Origin of the sequence: Phenylobacterium sp., assembly GCF_025351295.1 — a bacterium.
Lineage (GTDB): Bacteria > Pseudomonadota > Alphaproteobacteria > Caulobacterales > Caulobacteraceae > Phenylobacterium.
The window spans coordinates 1-16,478 of record NZ_JANXWD010000120.1 but is presented as its reverse complement, the minus strand read 5'-3'; the positions used below and the strand labels follow the sequence as shown (position 1 = coordinate 16,478).

Here is a 16,478-nt window from a genome sequence, read left to right as displayed (position 1 = left end):
TTGGCCGCTAGCCTATCGCCCGGCCGCGATGGTGGAAAGGTGGCTTGCGGGCGGCAAGCGCCGCTTGCGCCGACGTCGCGGCTTGATCCGGAGCCCCGGACAGCCGATCTAGGGGCATGGCCGTGGTCATCGACACCCTGAAGGCGCGTCCGCGCCACCCCGAGAAGCAGGCGCGGCCCGATAGCCCCTTGCTGCGCAAGCCGGAGTGGCTGCGCGTGCGCGCGCCCGGATCGCCGGGCTACAACTCCACCCGCGAGATCGTGAAGGGCCACGGCCTGGTCACGGTCTGCGAGGAGGCGGCCTGCCCGAACATCGGCGAGTGCTGGTCCAAGAGCCACGCCACCATGATGATCATGGGCGAGACCTGCACCCGGGCCTGCGCCTTCTGCAACGTCGCGACCGGCAAGCCCGACGCCCTGGACCCGACCGAGCCGGCCCGCGTTGCCGATGCGGTGCTGAAGATGGGCCTGAAGCACGTGGTCATCACCTCGGTGGACCGCGACGACCTGGCCGACGGCGGCGCGGCGCACTTCGCCGCCGTGGTGCGAGCGATCCGTCAGGTCTCGCCCGGGACGACGGTGGAGATCCTGACTCCGGACTTCCTGCGCAAGCCGGTGGCCGACGTGTTCGGCCTGATGGACGCCCGGCCCGACGTGTTCAACCACAACCTGGAGACCGTGCCGCGGCTCTACCTGTCGATCCGGCCCGGCGCGCGCTACTACAACTCGCTGCGCCTTCTGGAGCGGGTGAAGGAGCGCGATCCCGTCCAGTTCACCAAGTCCGGCATCATGGTCGGCCTGGGGGAGGCGAAGGAGGAGGTGATGCAGGTCATGGACGACATGCGTTCCGCCGGCGTCGACTTCATCACCATCGGCCAATACCTCCAGCCCACTCGAAAACATGCCCCAATCGACCGCTTCGTCCACCCGGACGAGTTCAGGGCGTACGAAGAGATCGCCCGCGCCAAGGGCTTCCTGATGGTGGCCTCCAGCCCGCTGACGCGGTCGTCGCACCATGCCGGCGAGGACTTCGCGCGCCTGCAGGCCGCCCGCCGCGAGCGCGAAGCCGCGGCATAGACCGCCTTGCGCCACCATGTCTCCCGGGTGCTGCCGTACACGCCGGAGCAGTTGTTCGCGTTGGTGGGCGACGTGGAGGCCTACCCCGACTTCGTCCCGTGGATCGCGTCCATGCGCACCTGGAACGCCCGCGACCTGGGCAAGGACGTCGACACCCTGGATGCGGAGGCGGGCGTCGGCTTCGCGTTCCTGAAAGAGCGGTTCGCCACCCGGGTGCGGCGCGATGGCGCCAGCCGGCAGGTCGACGTCGGCCTGCTGTCGGGGCCGTTCAAGCGGCTCGCGAACCGCTGGCAGTTCTTCGACGACCCGGGCGGGACGCGCATCGAGTTCGATATCGACTTCCAGTTCAAGTCGCGCCTGCTGGAGGGCCTGCTGGCCGCCAACTTCGGCCAGGCCGTCGAGCGCCTGATGACCTGCTTCGAGGACCGGGCGAAGGCGCTCTACGGCTAGACCGGGGCCGGGGCCCGGACGCGGGCGCGCCAGCGGGTGAGCGCGAACAGGCCCAGGCCAACCGCCAGCACGCCGGCCAGGGCCGGCACTTCCTTGGTCGCGCCCACCACCAGCACGACGGTGAAGATCGCCGCGCTCACCAGGGCCACGACCCCGCGCGCGGGCAGCCGGAACTGCGGGGTCGGCGCGTCGGGACGCCGCGAAAGCCGCCAGAGCGCCAGACAGCACAGGATGTAGCAGAGCACCCGCGTGGCGGTGGAGAAGGTCAGCGCGGTCAGCAGATCGCTGATCAGGGCGAACCCGAAGGCCAGCGCGCCAGAGATCAGCAGGGCCGGGTGCGGCGTGCGCCAGCGGCGATGCACCGTCCCCAGCACGGCGGGGACCTGGCCCGCCTCGGCCAGCGCCAGCAGCAGGCGCCCCATGGCGACCGTGGCCACCAGGACGGTGCCCAGGATCACCAGGATGGCGCCCGCCGAGATCACCGCGGCGCCCACCTCGCCGAACAGCTGTCGGCCCACCTCGGCGAGCGGCCGGTCGGTGGCGGTGGGATCGTCGAGGACGCCCACGCAGACCAGCAGCACGAGGGCGTAGGCCAGGGTGGCGACCGCGAGGCTGACCAGCAGGGCCACTGGGACGTCGGCCTTCGGGTCCCGCGCCTCGCCCGCCAGGACCCCGGTCCGCTCGAAGCCCAGGTAGGCATAGATGTAGATCAGGATGGCCTGGGCGAAGGTGACCGGCCCGGGCGGCGGCGTGCGCACCTCCAGATGCCCGGGTTGGATGAAGGCGACGCCGGCCACAATGAATCCGACGACGAAACCCAGCTTCAGCACGGCGAAGACATTGCTGGTCATGGCCGACTGGCGGATCCCGCGCAGCGCGATGGCGGTGACGGTGACGCCCAGGGCGATCAGCACCGCGGCGCGGGGCAGGCCGCTGCTTAACGCCGGGACGAAGCCGGCCAGGTAGGTTACCAGCAGGTTGGCGAGGGTGGCGGTGGCGAACGCCTGGCTGATCCACAGCAGCCACCCCACGGAGAACGCCATCGCGCCGGGCAGGGCGGCACGGGCGTAGAGATAGGGCCCGCCGGTGCCGGAAAACCGGCTGCCGAGCTCGGCGAAGCTCAGGATCAACGGCGCGATCAGCAAGGCGCTCACGCCCAGCACCGCGAAGCTCCAGCCCTGGGCGAGCGCGAACACCTTGGCCGGCGCCGCCATCATGCCGGAGGCGATCATGGTGTTCACCAGGATACCGATCAGGTCGCGCCGGCTGAGGGCGCGGATCAGAGGTGCGGCGGCAGTGTGCATGGCCGCTAGAGGCTCGGGGGGCGGCGGTCCGCACCTGTCCGGCCGCTTTTCTCGTTGCGTCGACGCGCTACACGAGCCGGTCGCGCATCATCTGCAGTGCTGCCTGCACGGCGGCCAGCTGGATGCCCTCGCGGGTCTCTTCCTCGAAGAAGTGCTCCTCATGCACCAGCCGCTGGTTGGTGCGGGCGGTGGCGATGTGGACGGTTCCGACCGGCTTCATCTTGGTGCCGCCGCCGGGCCCCGCGACCCCGGTGATAGCCACGGCGAGGTGGGCGTTGGAGGCTTCCAGCGCCCCCTCGGCCATCATCCGGGCCACGGGTTCGGAGACCGCGCCCAGGTCGGCGATCAGGTCGCCCGGGACGCCCAGCAGTTCCTGCTTGGCGCGGTTGGAATAGGTCACGAACCCACGCTCGAAGACGTCCGAGGAGCCGGCGATCGAGCAGATGGCGCCGGCCACCAGACCGCCGGTGCAGCTCTCCGCGGTGACGATCCGGAGCGAGCGTTCCCGCGCCTCGTCGATCAGCAGCCGGGCGAGGGTGACAATCTCCAGGTTGAACATGCGCGCAGCGTTCTCTTTACGGTTTAGGTGCGACCACAGAGCATTGGCCGTCCGTTCCGATCAAGGCGATTCGAGACCCATGACCACGCTCGCCGCCGAACCGGCCGCCCCGCGGGCCCCGCCCGCCCTGTTCGCCGTGACCGTCTTCGCCAGCGCCGCCCTGGTGTTCCTGGTGCAGCCGATGGTGGCCAAGCTGGTGCTGCCGCTGCTGGGCGGAAGCCCGTCGGTGTGGAACACCAGCATGGCGTTCTTCCAGATCGCGTTGCTGGCCGGCTACGCCTATGCCCACGCCCTGCAGCGGATTCCGTCGGTGCGGGGGCAGGCGCTGACCCATGTGGCGGTGCTGGTCGCCGCGGCCGTCGCCCTGCCGCTTCGGGTCAGCACCCTGGTGGGGCCGCCGTCGTCCGACCATCCGAACCTGTGGCTGCTGGGCGTTCTCGGCCTGTCGATCGGCGCGCCGTTCGCGGTGCTGTCGGCCACGGCGCCCCTGGTCCAGGCCTGGCACGCGCGCACCATCGGCGCGTCCGGCGGCAAGGAGCCCTACGTCCTCTACGCCGCCAGCAACCTGGGTAGCCTGCTGGCGCTGCTGGCCTATCCGATCGTCGTGGAGCCGCTCTTCACCCTGGTCCACCAGCGCTATGGCTGGAGCACTGGCTACGGCCTGTTCGTGCTGCTGATCGCCGCCCTGGGGTTTGTGGTCTCGCGGGTGCGGACGATGCCGGCGGAGCGCCCGGTGGCCGCCCCGGCGCCGGCCGCGACCTCGCCCTGGCGTGAGCGGCTGGTCTGGGTGGCGCTGGCGGCGATCCCCTCCAGCCTGATGCTCGGGGTGACGGCCTACCTGACGACGGATGTGGCCTCGGCGCCCTTCCTGTGGGTGCTGCCGCTGGCGCTCTACCTGGCCACCTTCATCTTCGCCTTCCAGGAACGGCCGGCGATCTCCGCGGAGCTGACCCTGACCCTGCAGGGCGCGGCCGTTGCGGCCTGCGCGGCGCTGCTGCCGTTCCGGGCGGCCCCGTTCGGCCTGCAGCTGTTCATCCATCTCGCCGCGTTCTTCCTGACCGCGCTGATGTGCCATCAGCGGCTGGTGGCGCGGCGACCGGAGCCGGGGCGGCTGACCGAGTTCTACCTGTGCCTCTCGATCGGCGGGGTGGTGGGCGGCGCGTTCAACGCCTTCCTGGCCCCGGTGATCTTCAACGACGTCTGGGAGTATCCCATCGTTCTGGCGCTTTCGTGCCTGGCCCGGCCGTGGGGCGATCTGCGCAAGGTCCCGGCCTGGGTCTGGGAGACGCTGGTCGTTGGCGTCCTGGCCGCGGTCGCGACGCCGGTGGCGGTGACCTTCGCCAGCCCGCACCTGGCCGCCAGCACCGTGGTCGGCGCGTTCGACCGGTCGGGGCTGTTCGACCTCGGGATGAAGGTGCTGCTGGTCCTGGCCGTGGTCGCCGCGTTCGTGGTGCGTCGGCGCGCGCTGTTCTTCTTCCTGATCGTGTCGGTGCTGTCCTACGCCTCGGAGACCGCCGCCGACCGGACGGACACGCAGGAGAGCCGCCGCAGTTTCTTCGGGGTGCTGAAGCAGTCGCAGACCTATGTGCCCGGCCTGAGCGGCGAGGTGAAGATGCTGGCCCACGGCACCACCCTGCACGGCGCCCAAGCGCAGAACCCCGCCTTCCGCTGCCATCCGCTGGTCTACTACGCGCCGCACACGCCGATCGGGCAGGTGTTCCGCGCCAAGGCGGCGGCGTCGCCGAACCTGCGGATCGGGGCCGTCGGCCTGGGGACCGGATCGGTGGCGGCCTACGTCCGGCCGGGCGACCGGCTGACGTTCTTCGAGATCGACCCGCTGGTGAAGCGCATCTCCACCGACCCGCGGAACTTCAGCTACACGACCGAGTGCGCCAAGGGGCAGGTCGACTATGTGATCGGCGACGCGCGGCTGACGCTGGCCAAGCAGCCGGTGGACCAGTTCGATATACTGCTGATCGACGCCTTCTCGTCGGACGCGGTGCCGGCGCACCTGCTGACCGTCGAGGCGGTACGGGGCTACCTGACCCGGCTCAAGCCCGACGGCGTGCTGATCCTGCACCTGTCGAACCGCAACCTGGACCTGATGAGCCCGGCCCAGGCTGTGGCGCGCAAGGCGGGCGGCTGGGCGCTGGCGCAGGACTACCGGGCCAGCGCCGACCTGGAGGGCCGCTGGGAGTCGTCGGAGGACGCGGTGATCGTCGCCCGCAACCACGCCGCCCTCGCGGGCTTCATGGCCACCGGCCAGTGGCAGACGGCGGACCCGTTCAAGGCGCGGCCCTGGACCGACGACTACACGAACCTGGCCGGCGCGCTCTACAGCAAGGTCAAGAGCCGTTGGGCGGGGTTGCCCTGAGCGCCGCCTAGACCGGCGTCTCCACCGCAACCACGGCCTGGGCCATCAGGCCTTCCTCGCGTCCCGTGAAGCCCATGCCCTCGGTGGTGGTGGCCTTGACGCTGACGCGGTCGATGGGCAGGCCCAGCAGCGCGGCGATGCGGGCGCGCATGGCGTCGCGGTGCGGGCGGATCTTCGGGCGCTCGCAGATCAGGGTCAGGTCGGCATTCAGGATGCGCCCGCCGCGCGCCGCCACAAGCTTCACAGCGTGCAGCAGGAAGCGGTCGGAGGATGCGCCCTTCCACCGCGGGTCGGAGGGCGGAAAGTGCTCGCCGATGTCGCCCTCCGCGATGGCGCCCAGGACCGCGTCTGTCAGCGCGTGCAGGCCGCAGTCGGCGTCGGAGTGGCCGACTAGGCCCAGGTCGTGCGGGATGCGGATGCCGCCCAGCCAGACCATGTCGCCAGGCCCGAACCGATGGGCGTCGATGCCCTGGCCCATGCGCACGATCCGGCGGCTGGCGCACAGCTGCTCGGCCAGCATGAAGTCCTCCGGCCAGGTCAGCTTCATCAGCATCGGATCGCCCGGCACCATGGCCACCTGGCCGCCGGCCCGCTCCATGACCGAGGCGTCATCGGTGGGCTCCTCGCTGGCCGGCCAAGCGGCGTAGGCGGCCTTCAGCTTGCCGAGCCGGAACGCCTGGGGGGTCTGGGCGCGCTGGAGCCCCTCGCGGGAGACCGTGGCGTCCACCAGCCCGTCGCCGCGCTTCAGGGTGTCGGGCACGGGCAGGGTCGGGATCGCGCCGTCGGCCTGGGCCAGGGCGGCGATCAGGCGCTCGACATGGGCGCGGGTCACGAAGGGGCGGGCGGCGTCGTGGATCAGCACGGGCTGGGTGGGGGCCGCGGTGAGGGCGGCCAGTCCCGCCTGCACCGACTCGGCCCGTGTCCTGCCGCCGGTGACGGCGGTCCAGCCGATCAGGCCCGCCAGGGCCTCGTCGGCGTCGGCGAGGCGGTCGCGGGCCACGACGACCACGACCTCGCGGGCCCCGGCAGCCAGCAGCCCTTCGACCGACCAGCGCACCATGGGGCGGCCGCCCAGCCCGCGCCAGGCCTTGGGCTCGCCAGGCCCGGCCCGCAGGCCCTCGCCGGCCGCCACGATCACCGCTGAGAACGTCATGACGGTGTCTTTAGGCGCCCCAGACAGGTTGATCCAGCTTTCCGGCTTTACGGCGCCGCAACATTTGCCTAAAAAGATAGCGATGGGGATGCGTATAAAATGAGCAGTTCGCTCGAAGTCGGCCGGGTCGCCGTCGGGGGCCGGGTATGGATCGCCCCGATGACCGGCGTATCCGATCTGCCGTTCCGCCGCGCCGCCAGCCGGCTGGGGGCGGCCTACGTCGCCACCGAGATGGTCGCCTGCGCCGAGTTCGCCAACGGCCGGCCCGACGTGGTGCGCCGCGCGGCGGTGGGCGAGGGCCTGCCGCTGATGGTGGTGCAGCTGGTCGGACGCGATCCCGGTCACATCGCCGCCGGGGCGCGGCTGGCGGTGGCGGCCGGCGCGGAGATCATCGATCTCAACTTCGGCTGCCCGGCCCGCGAGGTCACCGGCGGCCACGGCGGTTCGGCCCTGATGCGCGAGCCGGAGCTGGCGGTGGAGCTGATGGCGGCGGCCGTCGAGGCGGTGCAGGTCCCGGTGACCGTGAAGATGCGCCTCGGCTGGGACGACGGCTCCCGGAACGCGGCGGTCCTGGCCGAACACGCCGAGGCGATCGGCGTCCAGGCCATCACGGTGCACGGCCGCACCCGCTGCCAGTTCTACAAGGGCCGTGCGGACTGGACGGCGGTTCGCGCCGTGAAGGACGCCGTCCGGATCCCGGTGATCGTCAACGGCGACATCGTGGACGGCGCGAGCGCCCGGGCGGCCCTGGAGGCCTCCGGCGCGGACGCGGTGATGGTCGGGCGCGGCGTCTATGGCAAGCCGTGGATCGCGGCCCAGATCGAAGCGGAGATGGAAGGCCGGGCTTTCGTGGCGCCCGATGCGCCGACGCGGCTGGCGATCGCCCTGGCCCACTTTCGCGACAGTCTAGAGTTTTACGGCGAACGCCTGGGGCTGCGGATCTTCCGCAAGCACCTGGCCGCCTATATCGAAAGCGCCCCCTGGCCTGCGGATGCACAGGTCCGGAGAGAAGCGCGTGCGGCCCTGTGCCGCCTGGAGGACGCCCAATCGGTCGAGAGGGGGCTGAAGGCCCTCTGGGGAACTCCAGACCACAGGCTGGCAGCATGACCGGAAAGACCAAATTCCAGGCGCAAGGCGTCGACATGAACGCGCTCAAGGCGGCGTCGTTCGAGCTCAGTCCCGATCCCTCCCTTGTAGTGGATGCCGGCGGCTCGCTGGTGGCGGTGAACGAAGCGGCGGAATCGCTGTTCGGTCAGGGGCTGGGCCTGCTGGCCCGCGGCCGGTTCCGCGCCGCCCTGCCGCACGGCTCGGCGCTGGTGTCCCTGCTGGACCGGGCCATCGAGGAAGGCGCGCGGGTCCGCGAGCGCGGGGTGCAGATCAGCCTGTTCGGCCTGCCGCCCTTCGAGGCCGACGGCGCCGCCGCGCCGCTGGGCGACGGCTCGGTGCTCCTGACGCTGAGCGTCAAGAACGGGCTCGGCAACGAGCGCAGCGCCCACGAGGCCGCGGGCCTGCGGTCCCTGGTCGGGCTGGGCCGCATGCTTGCGCACGAGATCAAGAACCCGCTGGCCGGCATCCGCGGCGCCGCCCAGCTGCTGAAGTCCGGCGCCAAGGCCGAGGATGCGCCGCTGGCCCAGCTGATCGTCGACGAGACCGACCGGGTCCGTCGGCTGGTCGACCGGATGGAGGCCTTCTCCGACGACGCCCTGCCGTCGCTGGCCCCGATCAATATCCACCAGATCCTGGACCGCATTCGCGCCCTGGCCGCCAACGGCGTGGCCGACGGCCTGGGGCTGAAGGAAAGCTACGATCCCTCGCTGCCGCCGGTGCTGGGCGATGAAGACCAGCTGATCCAGATCTTCCTGAACCTGGTGAAGAATGCGGCCGAGGCGGCCCATTCGCGCGGCGACGGGCGCGGCGAGGTGGCGATCTACACCGCCTATCGCCACGGGGTGCGGGTGCGCTCGGCCAGGGGCCAGGCGCTGCGTGGCGCGCCGCTGGAGGTGCGCATCGTGGACAACGGGCCAGGTGTGCCGGCCCATATCCGCGAGAGCCTGTTCCAGCCCTTCGTCACCTCCAAGACCAACGGCGCCGGCCTGGGCCTGGCCCTGGTCGCCAAGCTGGTCGCCGGCCACGGCGGCCTGATCGATTTCGAGTCGGAACCCGGCCGTACGGTGTTCCGGGTGCTGCTGCCGATCGCGGCCCATGAGGACCTTGCCTAGATGAATACCTCGTCGAAAAAGATCCTCATCGCGGACGACGACGCCTCGATCCGGCTGGTGCTGAGCCAGGCCTTCACCCGGCTGGGCTATCAGGTCCGCGCCACCGGCAACGCCACCACCTTGCTGAAGTGGGTGACGGACGGCGAGGGCGACCTGGTGGTGACCGACGTGGTGATGCCGGACGAGAACGTGTTCGATGTCCTGCCGCGCATCCGCAAGCAGCGGCCGAAGCTGCCGGTCATCGTGATGAGCGCGCAGAACAACCTGATCACCGCGGTCAACGCGGCTGAGGTCGGGGCGTTCGAATATGTGCCCAAGCCGTTCGACCTGGACGACATGACCTCGGCGGCCCGTCGCGCTCTGTCGCGGCCGGCTGACGCCGAGGCGTCAAAGGCCCAGGCCCGGGCGATCCGCGACGACCGCCTGCCGCTGATCGGCCGCTCTGGCCCGATGCAGGACGTCTATCGGACCGTGGCGCGGCTGGTCGGCGCGGACCTGACGGTGCTGATCACCGGCGAGAGCGGCACCGGCAAGGAACTGGTTGCCCGCGCGCTGCACGACATGGGCCGCCGGCGCGACGGCAAGTTCGTGGTCATCAACCTGGCCGCCACGCCCCGCGAGCGGGTCGAGACCGAGCTGTTCGGCAAGGACGACACCGACCACGGCAAGCTGGTCGACGCCGACGGCGGCACCCTGTTCCTGGACGAGATCGGCGACATGCCGCTGGACGCCCAGACCCGGTTGCTGCGGGTGATCGACGGCTCGGAGCCGACGCTGAACCCGAAGACCAATCGCCGGCCCAACGTCCGCATCATCGCGGCCACCAACCGCGACCTGCGGGCGCTGATCCAGCAGGGGCTGTTCCGCGAGGACCTGTTCTTCCGTTTGAACGTGGCGCCGCTGCGCATCCCGCCGCTGCGCGACCGCTCGGAGGATATCCCGGACCTGGCGCGGGCCTTCCTGCTGCGCGCCAACCGCGAGGGCCTGCCGTCCAAGACCATCGACGCCGGGGCCCTGGACCGGCTGAAGCGCCACGCCTGGCCCGGCAATGTCCGCGAACTGGAGAACCTGATCCGCCGGGTCTGCGCCCTCTACGGCGAGGACCTGATCACCGCCCGCATCATCGAAAAGGAACTGGCCGACCAGCAGCCCGCGGTCCAGGGCCAGGACGGCCCGGCGACCCTGTCGCAGCTGGTGGAACAGAAGCTGGCCGGCTATTTCGCCGACCAGCCGGACGGCATTCCTCCGGCCGGCCTCTACGACCGGGTGCTGGAGGAGGTCGAACGGCCGCTGATCCAGCTCACCCTGGCCGCCACCCGCGGCAACCAGGTCCGCGCTGCCGAAATCCTGGGCCTCAACCGCAACACGCTGCGCAAGAAGATCCACGACCTGGGCGTGGAGATGGCGCGCGGGCGTCGGTAGGTCGACCCCCACGTCAGGTCCTTGTTTCGACCCTCATCCCCGGCCTTGTGCCGGGTACCCATGCCTCAGCTTCCGCGAGTCATTGCGGCAGGCCGCGCGGCGCGGCCTGCTCCCGCGACCGTGCCGTGGGACGATGGGTCCCCGGCACAAGGCCGGGAATGACGAACGGGGAGGGGAGTGGGCCTGCAAAGCGCGGCTGTGCAGCGCGGCAACATAGCTGTTGATTTTGGAGCACAGTTCCCTAGGCTCCGGTCGCAATGGCGTTGCTTGCGCATCCCGCGTTCGGACATCCCGCCCTGGTCCGTGTCCGGAACTCCCTTCGGTCGCGCGTCGTGCTCGGGGTCGGCTACGGGGTCGCCGCGGGGCTGACGGGCCTGGCGATCCTGCTCGCCGCCTCGCCACCCGCCGAGGGGCCGCTGGGGCCGATAAGCCGGATCATCCTGACCGTGCTCGGCCTGAACCTGATCCTGATCCTGGCGCTGATGACCGCCGTAGGCCTGCGCATCGTGGCGCTGATGAACGCCCGCTCGCACGACGCCGGGGCGCGTTTGCACCTGCGATTCGTCTGGCGATTCGCCCTGGCGGCGGTCGCCCCCGCCGCCGTCGTGTTCCTGTTCTATGGCGTCCTGGTCAGCCGGGGCGTTGACAGCTGGTTCAGCGAACGCGTCCAGACGGTCGTTGAGAACTCGGCCACCGTCTTCCGCTCCTATGTCGAGGACCAGACCCAGTATATCGGCGACCACGTCGCCCCCATGGCCACCGACCTCAACCGGGAAAGTGGCGGACTGCAGGCCAGGCCGGCCGGGCTGAACAGCTACCTCGCGGCGCTGGCCTCCTACCACGCCTTCCCGGCCGCCTATCTGATCGACCGCAACGGCCGGGTGATCGCCCGGGCGGAGAGCCAGGACGCGCCGCCCTATGTCGCGCCGCCCGGCAAGAGCTATGCGGTGGCCGACCAGGGCGAGATCTCGGTCCCGGACTTCAACGGCACGGACGTGATGCGCGCGCTCTATCGGCTGCGCGGGTTCGACAACACCTATCTCTATGTCGCCCGGCCGCTGCAGAAGGGGATCATGGCCCACCTGCGCGAGGCGGAGGGTAAGCTGGTCTCCTATCGCGAGGTCGCCCAGAACCGGCAGAAGATCAAAACCATCTTCGCGCTCAGCTACGCCGAGACGGCGCTGCTGGTGCTGGTGGGCGCGGTCTGGCTGGGCCTGGCGGCGGCCAACGCCATCACCGCGCCGATCGCCCGCCTGGTCCAGGCGGCCGGCCGGGTGGCCAGCGGCGACCTCAGCGCCCGGGTGGACGCCGACAGCGACCCCGACGAGATCGCGGTGCTATCGCGGGCCTTCAACAGCATGACCAACGACCTGCAGGCCCAGCAGGAGGCTCTGCGGCGGGCCGGCGAGGAGGCCGAGGAGCGTCGGCAGTTCATCGAGACCGTCCTGACCGAGGTCAGCGCGGGGGTGATCGGGCTGGACCCTGACGGACGTATCTCGGTGGCCAACCGCCAGGCGACCATCCTGCTGGCCCTTCCGGGCGACCACGGCCGCGGGCGCAAGCTGGCGCAGGTGGCCCCGGAATTCGCCGAACTGGCCGCCGCGGCCCGGGGCGGCGACGTCGAGGAGGAAATCGATGTGGCGCGGGGTCGCGACTCGCGCCGGCTGCGCGTGCGGGCCAGCCAGAGCGAGGGCGGCCTAGTGCTGACCTTCGACGACGTCACCCGGCTGGTGGCGGCCCAGCGCAACGCCGCCTGGCGCGATGTGGCGCGGCGTATCGCCCACGAGATCAAGAACCCGCTGACCCCGATCCAGCTGTCGGCTGAGCGCCTGCGCAAGAAGTTCCGAAAGGATATCGCCGCCGCCGACCTGGAGGTGTTCGACCGCTGCACCGACACCATCGTCCGCCAGGTGGGCGACATCGGCCGGATGGTGGACGAATTCTCGGCCTTCGCCCGGATGCCGGCGCCGAAATTCGCGCGGCTGGACCTGAGCGAGCTGCTGCGCGCCGCGGTGTTCGCCCAGCGCGTGGCGAGCCCCGAGCTGGACGTCGCGCTCGAGGAACCGACGCTGGAGGCCGACCTGTTCGCCGACAGCCGTATGATCGGCCAGGCGCTGACCAATGTGCTGAAGAACGCCGCCGAGGCCGTGGAGGCGCGGCGCACGCGGACACCGAAGCTGAAGGGCCAGATCGTCGCGCGGCTGATCTGCGACGAGGCCGGGGTGGCCATCGAGGTCGAGGACAACGGCGTCGGCCTGCCCGCCAAGGACCGCGACCGGCTGACCGAGCCCTATGTGACGACGCGGGAAAAGGGCACCGGCCTGGGCCTGGCGATCGTTAAGCGGATTCTGGAAGACCACGGCGGCCAGCTGGAACTGGCCGACGCGCGGAGCGGGCAGGGGGCGTTGGCGATCCTGCGCCTGCCGGCGGCGCCCGTCGCGCGCGTCGACAAGCCGGCCGCGGTATCGGCCTAACGAGGATGACCTGATGGCGGCTGATGTTCTGGTGGTCGACGACGAGGCGGATATCCGCGAGCTGGTCGCGGGGATCCTGACCGACGAAGGCTATGACGTGCGCACGGCGACCGACAGCGAGAGCGCGCTGGGCGCGGTGCGGGCGCGCAAGCCCTCGCTGCTGATCCTGGATATCTGGATGCAGGGCGGCGGCATGGACGGGCTGGAGCTGCTCGACCTGGTCAAGACCCTGGACGCCGACCTGCCGGTGATCATGATCTCGGGCCATGGCAACATCGAGACCGCGGTCAGCGCCATCAAGCGCGGGGCCTATGAGTTCCTGGAGAAGCCGTTCAAGTCGGACCGCCTGATCCTCTGCGTCGAGCGCGCCCTCGAGGCCGCCAACCTGAAGCGCGAGAACCGCCGCCTGCGCACCCAGGCGATCACCCCGGAAGGCCTGCTCGGCAGGTCGATGCCGGCCCAGCAGCTGCGCCAGATGATCGCCAAACTGGCGGGCGCCAACAGCCGGGTGCTGATCTCCGGGCCGGCCGGCGCCGGCAAGGAGACCGTGGCCCGGCTGATCCACGGGGCCAGCCACCGCTCGCGCAACGAGTTCGTGCCGATCGGCGCGGCGGGCATGACGCCGGAGCGCATGGACGTGGAGTTGTTCGGCGAGGAGGGGGCCAACGGCCGCCCGGCCAAGATCGGGGTCTTCGAACGCGCCCACGGCGGCACCCTCTACCTGGACGAGGCGGCCGACATGCCGCGCGAGACCCAGGGCCGGATCCTGCGCGTGCTGGTCGAGCAGCGGTTCCGCCGGGTCGGCGGTGACACCGACGTGCAGGTGGACGTCCGGGTGATCTCCTCGACGTCGAAGGATCTGCGCGAGGAAATCGTGGCGGGACGGTTCCGTGAGGACCTGTTCCATCGCCTGAACGTGGTGCCGGTGAACGTGCCGGGCCTCAGCGAGCGGCGGGAGGACATCCCGGAGCTGATCGAGGACTTCATCGTCAAGATCTGCGAGGCGTCCGGCATGCCGCGGCGGCGGCTGTCGGACGATGCGCTGGCCATGCTGCAGGTCCGCGCCTGGCCGGGAAACCTGCGCCAGCTGCGCAACAATGTGGAGCGGATGCTGATCCTGGCCTCGGGCGCGCTGTCCGATCCGATCACCGCCGACATGCTGCCGCCCGAGGCCGCGGTGAACGACCAGTCCACCTCGCTGGGGGCCGAGCGGATCATCGCCCTGCCGCTGCGCGAGGCGCGCGAGGTGTTCGAGCGGGAATACCTCAACGCCCAGATGCTGCGGTTCTCCGGCAATATTTCACGCACCGCAGCCTTCATCGGCATGGAACGCTCGGCGCTGCACCGTAAGCTGAAGTCCCTGGGCCTCTCCGGCTCACGCGCGCTGGAACCCGAGGAGGCTTAGGGGTGAACCATTCCGCTCATCCCGGCGAAGGCCGGGATCCAGATCGCAAAACGCCGATGGTGCGTGAGATGAGTGCGGCGCCTATCGAACCCGTCTCCGGGACAGCCCATCTGGGTCCCGGCCTTCGCCGGGATGAGCGGAGCTTGGCGTGAGCCGCATCGCCTATGTGAACGGCCGCTATGTGCCGAAGGTTGAGGCCGTGGTCCACATCGAGGACCGGGGCTACCAGTTCGCCGACGCGGTCTATGAGGTCTGGGCGCTGTTCGACGGCAAGCTGGCCGATCCCCGGGGCCACTTCGCGCGGCTGGAACGCAGCCTGGGCGAGCTGCGCATCGACCTGCCGATGAGCCAACGGGCGCTGACGGCGGTGCTGAAGGAGACGGTGCGCCGCAACCGCATCCGCGAGGGGCTGGTCTATCTCCAGGTCAGCCGCGGCGTCGCGACCCGCGATCACGCCTTCCCGTCGCCGGCCGTGCCGCCGGCCGTGGTGATCACCGTCAGCCGGGTCGACCGCGCCGCCAGCGAGGCCCGAGCCGCCAAGGGAGTCGCCGTGGTGACCACGCCGGAGACCCGCTGGGGCCGTTGCGACATCAAGACCGTGGGCCTGCTGCCCAATGCGCTGGCCAAGCAAAAAGCCCGTGAGGTGGGCGCCGTCGAGGCCTGGTTCGTCGACGACCTGGGCCTGGTGACCGAGGGTGCGTCGTCCAATGCCTGGATCGTCGACGGCGACGGGGTGCTGCGCACCCGCGACACCAACGCCAACATCCTGCGCGGCGTCACCCGCCTGTCGCTGCTGGACCTCGCCCGCGAGGCCGGGCTGAAGGTCGAGGAACGGCCGTTCACGCCGCAGGAGGCCCTTGACGCCCGGGAGGCCTTCATCACCGGCGCAGGGACCCTGGTGCTGCCCGTGGTCAAGGTGGACGGCAAGCCGGTGGGCGATGGCGCGCCAGGGCCGGTGGCGGCGAGGCTGCGTCGCCTCTATATCGAGCGCGCGAAGGCGACGGCGGTCTGACGTCATCTCGCGATTGCAACGGCCGCGATTTGCGGCATAGCGTGACGCTGTGTGTGGGCGGACTGCCGCCCGAGCAAAATCAAAAGGCGGAAAGCCGATGAGCGAAAAGAAACAGAACCTGCAGGACACCTTCCTCAACAGCGTGCGGAAGTCCAAGACGCCCCTCACCATCTTCCTCGTGAACGGCGTTAAATTGCAGGGCGTGGTCAGCTGGTTCGACAACTTCTGCGTTCTGCTCCGCAGGGACGGGCAATCCCAGCTCGTCTACAAGCACGCCATCTCCACCATCATGCCGGCCCAGCCCGTGCAGTTGTACGAGCCGGCTGACGACGAGGCCGATTGAGCACTTCAAAATCCGTAGACCGTGAGGCGCCTGTCCAGGGCGCCCTGGTGATCCATCCCGACCGGGACGGCCGCGGTTCCGCGCGCCGTCCCGAGGCCCGGCTGGAGGAGGCCGCCGGCCTCGCCCTCGCCCTCGACCTCGAGGTCCGCGAGACCCTGGTCGTGAACCTGCGCCAGCTCACGCCGGCCACCCTGTTCGGCAAGGGCAAGGTGGAGGAGATGCGAATCCTGATCGAGGCCGAGGGGATCGACGTCGTGGTCATCGACGACGCCCTGACGCCGGTTCAGCAGCGGAACCTGGAGAAGGCCTGGAGCGCCAAGGTCATCGACCGGACCGGCCTGATCCTGGAGATCTTCGCTCGCCGGGCACGGACCCGCGAAGGGCGGTTGCAGGTGGAGTTGGCCCGGCTCACCTACGAGAAGTCACGCCTGGTGCGCACCTGGACCCACCTGGAACGCCAGCGCGGCGGCCTCGGGGTAATGGGCGGCCCGGGCGAAACCCAGATCGAGACGGACCGCAGGCTGATCGCCGACAAGATCCGCAAGTTGAAGCTGGAGCTCGAGGAGGTGCGCCGCACCCGCACCCTGCAGCGGTCGGCCCGCAAGCGGCACCCGTACCCGACCGTGGCCCTGGTCGGCTACACCAACGCCGGCAAGTCCACCCTGTTCAACCGCCTGACCAAGGCCG

14 protein-coding genes are annotated in these 16,478 nt (G+C 70.5%); 11 read left to right on the top strand and 3 right to left on the bottom strand.

Going from position 1 to position 16,478, the window contains the following annotated elements; genetic code table 11:
* Window positions 1-116 precede the first annotated feature (116 nt).
* Both lipA and Q0R13_RS17045 read left to right on the top strand, forming a co-directional pair.
* On the top strand, window positions 117-1,076 hold the full coding sequence (gene lipA, locus Q0R13_RS17050; protein WP_293906140.1) for a lipoyl synthase: 960 nt from the start codon (window positions 117-119) through the stop codon (window positions 1,074-1,076).
* Between the two features lie 6 nt (window positions 1,077-1,082).
* Window positions 1,083-1,526, top strand: a complete 444-nt coding sequence (locus Q0R13_RS17045; protein WP_293906138.1) for a type II toxin-antitoxin system RatA family toxin — start codon at window positions 1,083-1,085, stop codon at window positions 1,524-1,526.
* Here the strand turns inward: Q0R13_RS17045 and Q0R13_RS17040 are convergent.
* Both Q0R13_RS17040 and Q0R13_RS17035 read right to left on the bottom strand, forming a co-directional pair.
* On the bottom strand, window positions 1,523-2,830 hold the full coding sequence (locus tag Q0R13_RS17040; RefSeq protein ID WP_293906136.1) for an APC family permease: 1,308 nt from the start codon (window positions 2,828-2,830) through the stop codon (window positions 1,523-1,525). The two genes, Q0R13_RS17045 and Q0R13_RS17040, sit on opposite strands and share 4 nt — an antisense overlap.
* A gap of 67 nt (window positions 2,831-2,897) precedes the next feature.
* On the bottom strand, window positions 2,898-3,389 hold the full coding sequence (locus Q0R13_RS17035; RefSeq protein ID WP_293906134.1) for a CinA family protein: 492 nt from the start codon (window positions 3,387-3,389) through the stop codon (window positions 2,898-2,900).
* 79 nt (window positions 3,390-3,468) lie between these two features.
* On the opposite strand from Q0R13_RS17035, the gene Q0R13_RS17030 reads away from it, so the two are divergent.
* Entirely contained in the window at window positions 3,469-5,763 is a 2,295-nt protein-coding gene (locus tag Q0R13_RS17030; RefSeq protein WP_293906132.1) for a spermidine synthase, read from the top strand.
* A 7-nt stretch (window positions 5,764-5,770) separates the two neighbouring features.
* Here Q0R13_RS17030 and Q0R13_RS17025 read toward each other — a convergent pair whose 3' ends face one another.
* Window positions 5,771-6,916: a bifunctional 2-C-methyl-D-erythritol 4-phosphate cytidylyltransferase/2-C-methyl-D-erythritol 2,4-cyclodiphosphate synthase gene (locus tag Q0R13_RS17025; RefSeq protein ID WP_293906130.1), complete on the bottom strand. Its 1,146-nt coding sequence runs from the start codon at window positions 6,914-6,916 to the stop codon at window positions 5,771-5,773.
* A 99-nt stretch (window positions 6,917-7,015) separates the two neighbouring features.
* Here Q0R13_RS17025 and dusB point away from each other — a divergent pair, with 99 nt between their 5' ends.
* From dusB to hflX, 8 genes are all read left to right on the top strand, one after another.
* Window positions 7,016-8,023, top strand: a complete 1,008-nt coding sequence (gene dusB / locus Q0R13_RS17020) for a tRNA dihydrouridine synthase DusB (protein ID WP_293906128.1) — start codon at window positions 7,016-7,018, stop codon at window positions 8,021-8,023.
* A gap of 35 nt (window positions 8,024-8,058) precedes the next feature.
* A complete protein-coding gene (locus Q0R13_RS17015; protein WP_293906166.1) occupies window positions 8,059-9,135 on the top strand; it encodes an ATP-binding protein in 1,077 nt (358 codons plus the stop codon).
* A complete protein-coding gene (gene ntrC, locus Q0R13_RS17010) occupies window positions 9,136-10,557 on the top strand; it encodes a nitrogen regulation protein NR(I) (protein ID WP_293906125.1) in 1,422 nt (473 codons plus the stop codon).
* 257 nt (window positions 10,558-10,814) lie between these two features.
* Window positions 10,815-13,031 carry a PAS domain-containing sensor histidine kinase gene (locus Q0R13_RS17005; protein WP_293906123.1) on the top strand — a complete coding sequence of 739 codons (2,217 nt, stop codon included), beginning with the start codon at window positions 10,815-10,817 and terminating at the stop codon, window positions 13,029-13,031.
* A 13-nt stretch (window positions 13,032-13,044) separates the two neighbouring features.
* Window positions 13,045-14,436 carry a sigma-54 dependent transcriptional regulator gene (locus tag Q0R13_RS17000; RefSeq protein WP_293906121.1) on the top strand — a complete coding sequence of 464 codons (1,392 nt, stop codon included), beginning with the start codon at window positions 13,045-13,047 and terminating at the stop codon, window positions 14,434-14,436.
* A 148-nt stretch (window positions 14,437-14,584) separates the two neighbouring features.
* Window positions 14,585-15,448 (top strand): D-amino-acid transaminase, encoded by an 864-nt coding sequence (locus Q0R13_RS16995; protein ID WP_293906119.1) that lies wholly within the window; start codon window positions 14,585-14,587, stop codon window positions 15,446-15,448.
* 97 nt (window positions 15,449-15,545) lie between these two features.
* On the top strand, window positions 15,546-15,791 hold the full coding sequence (gene hfq / locus Q0R13_RS16990; protein ID WP_293906117.1) for an RNA chaperone Hfq: 246 nt from the start codon (window positions 15,546-15,548) through the stop codon (window positions 15,789-15,791).
* Window positions 15,788-16,478 (top strand): GTPase HflX (hflX, locus tag Q0R13_RS16985; protein WP_293906115.1); only part of this gene is annotated, 691 nt, incomplete at its 3' end. The genes hfq and hflX, both read left to right, overlap by 4 nt.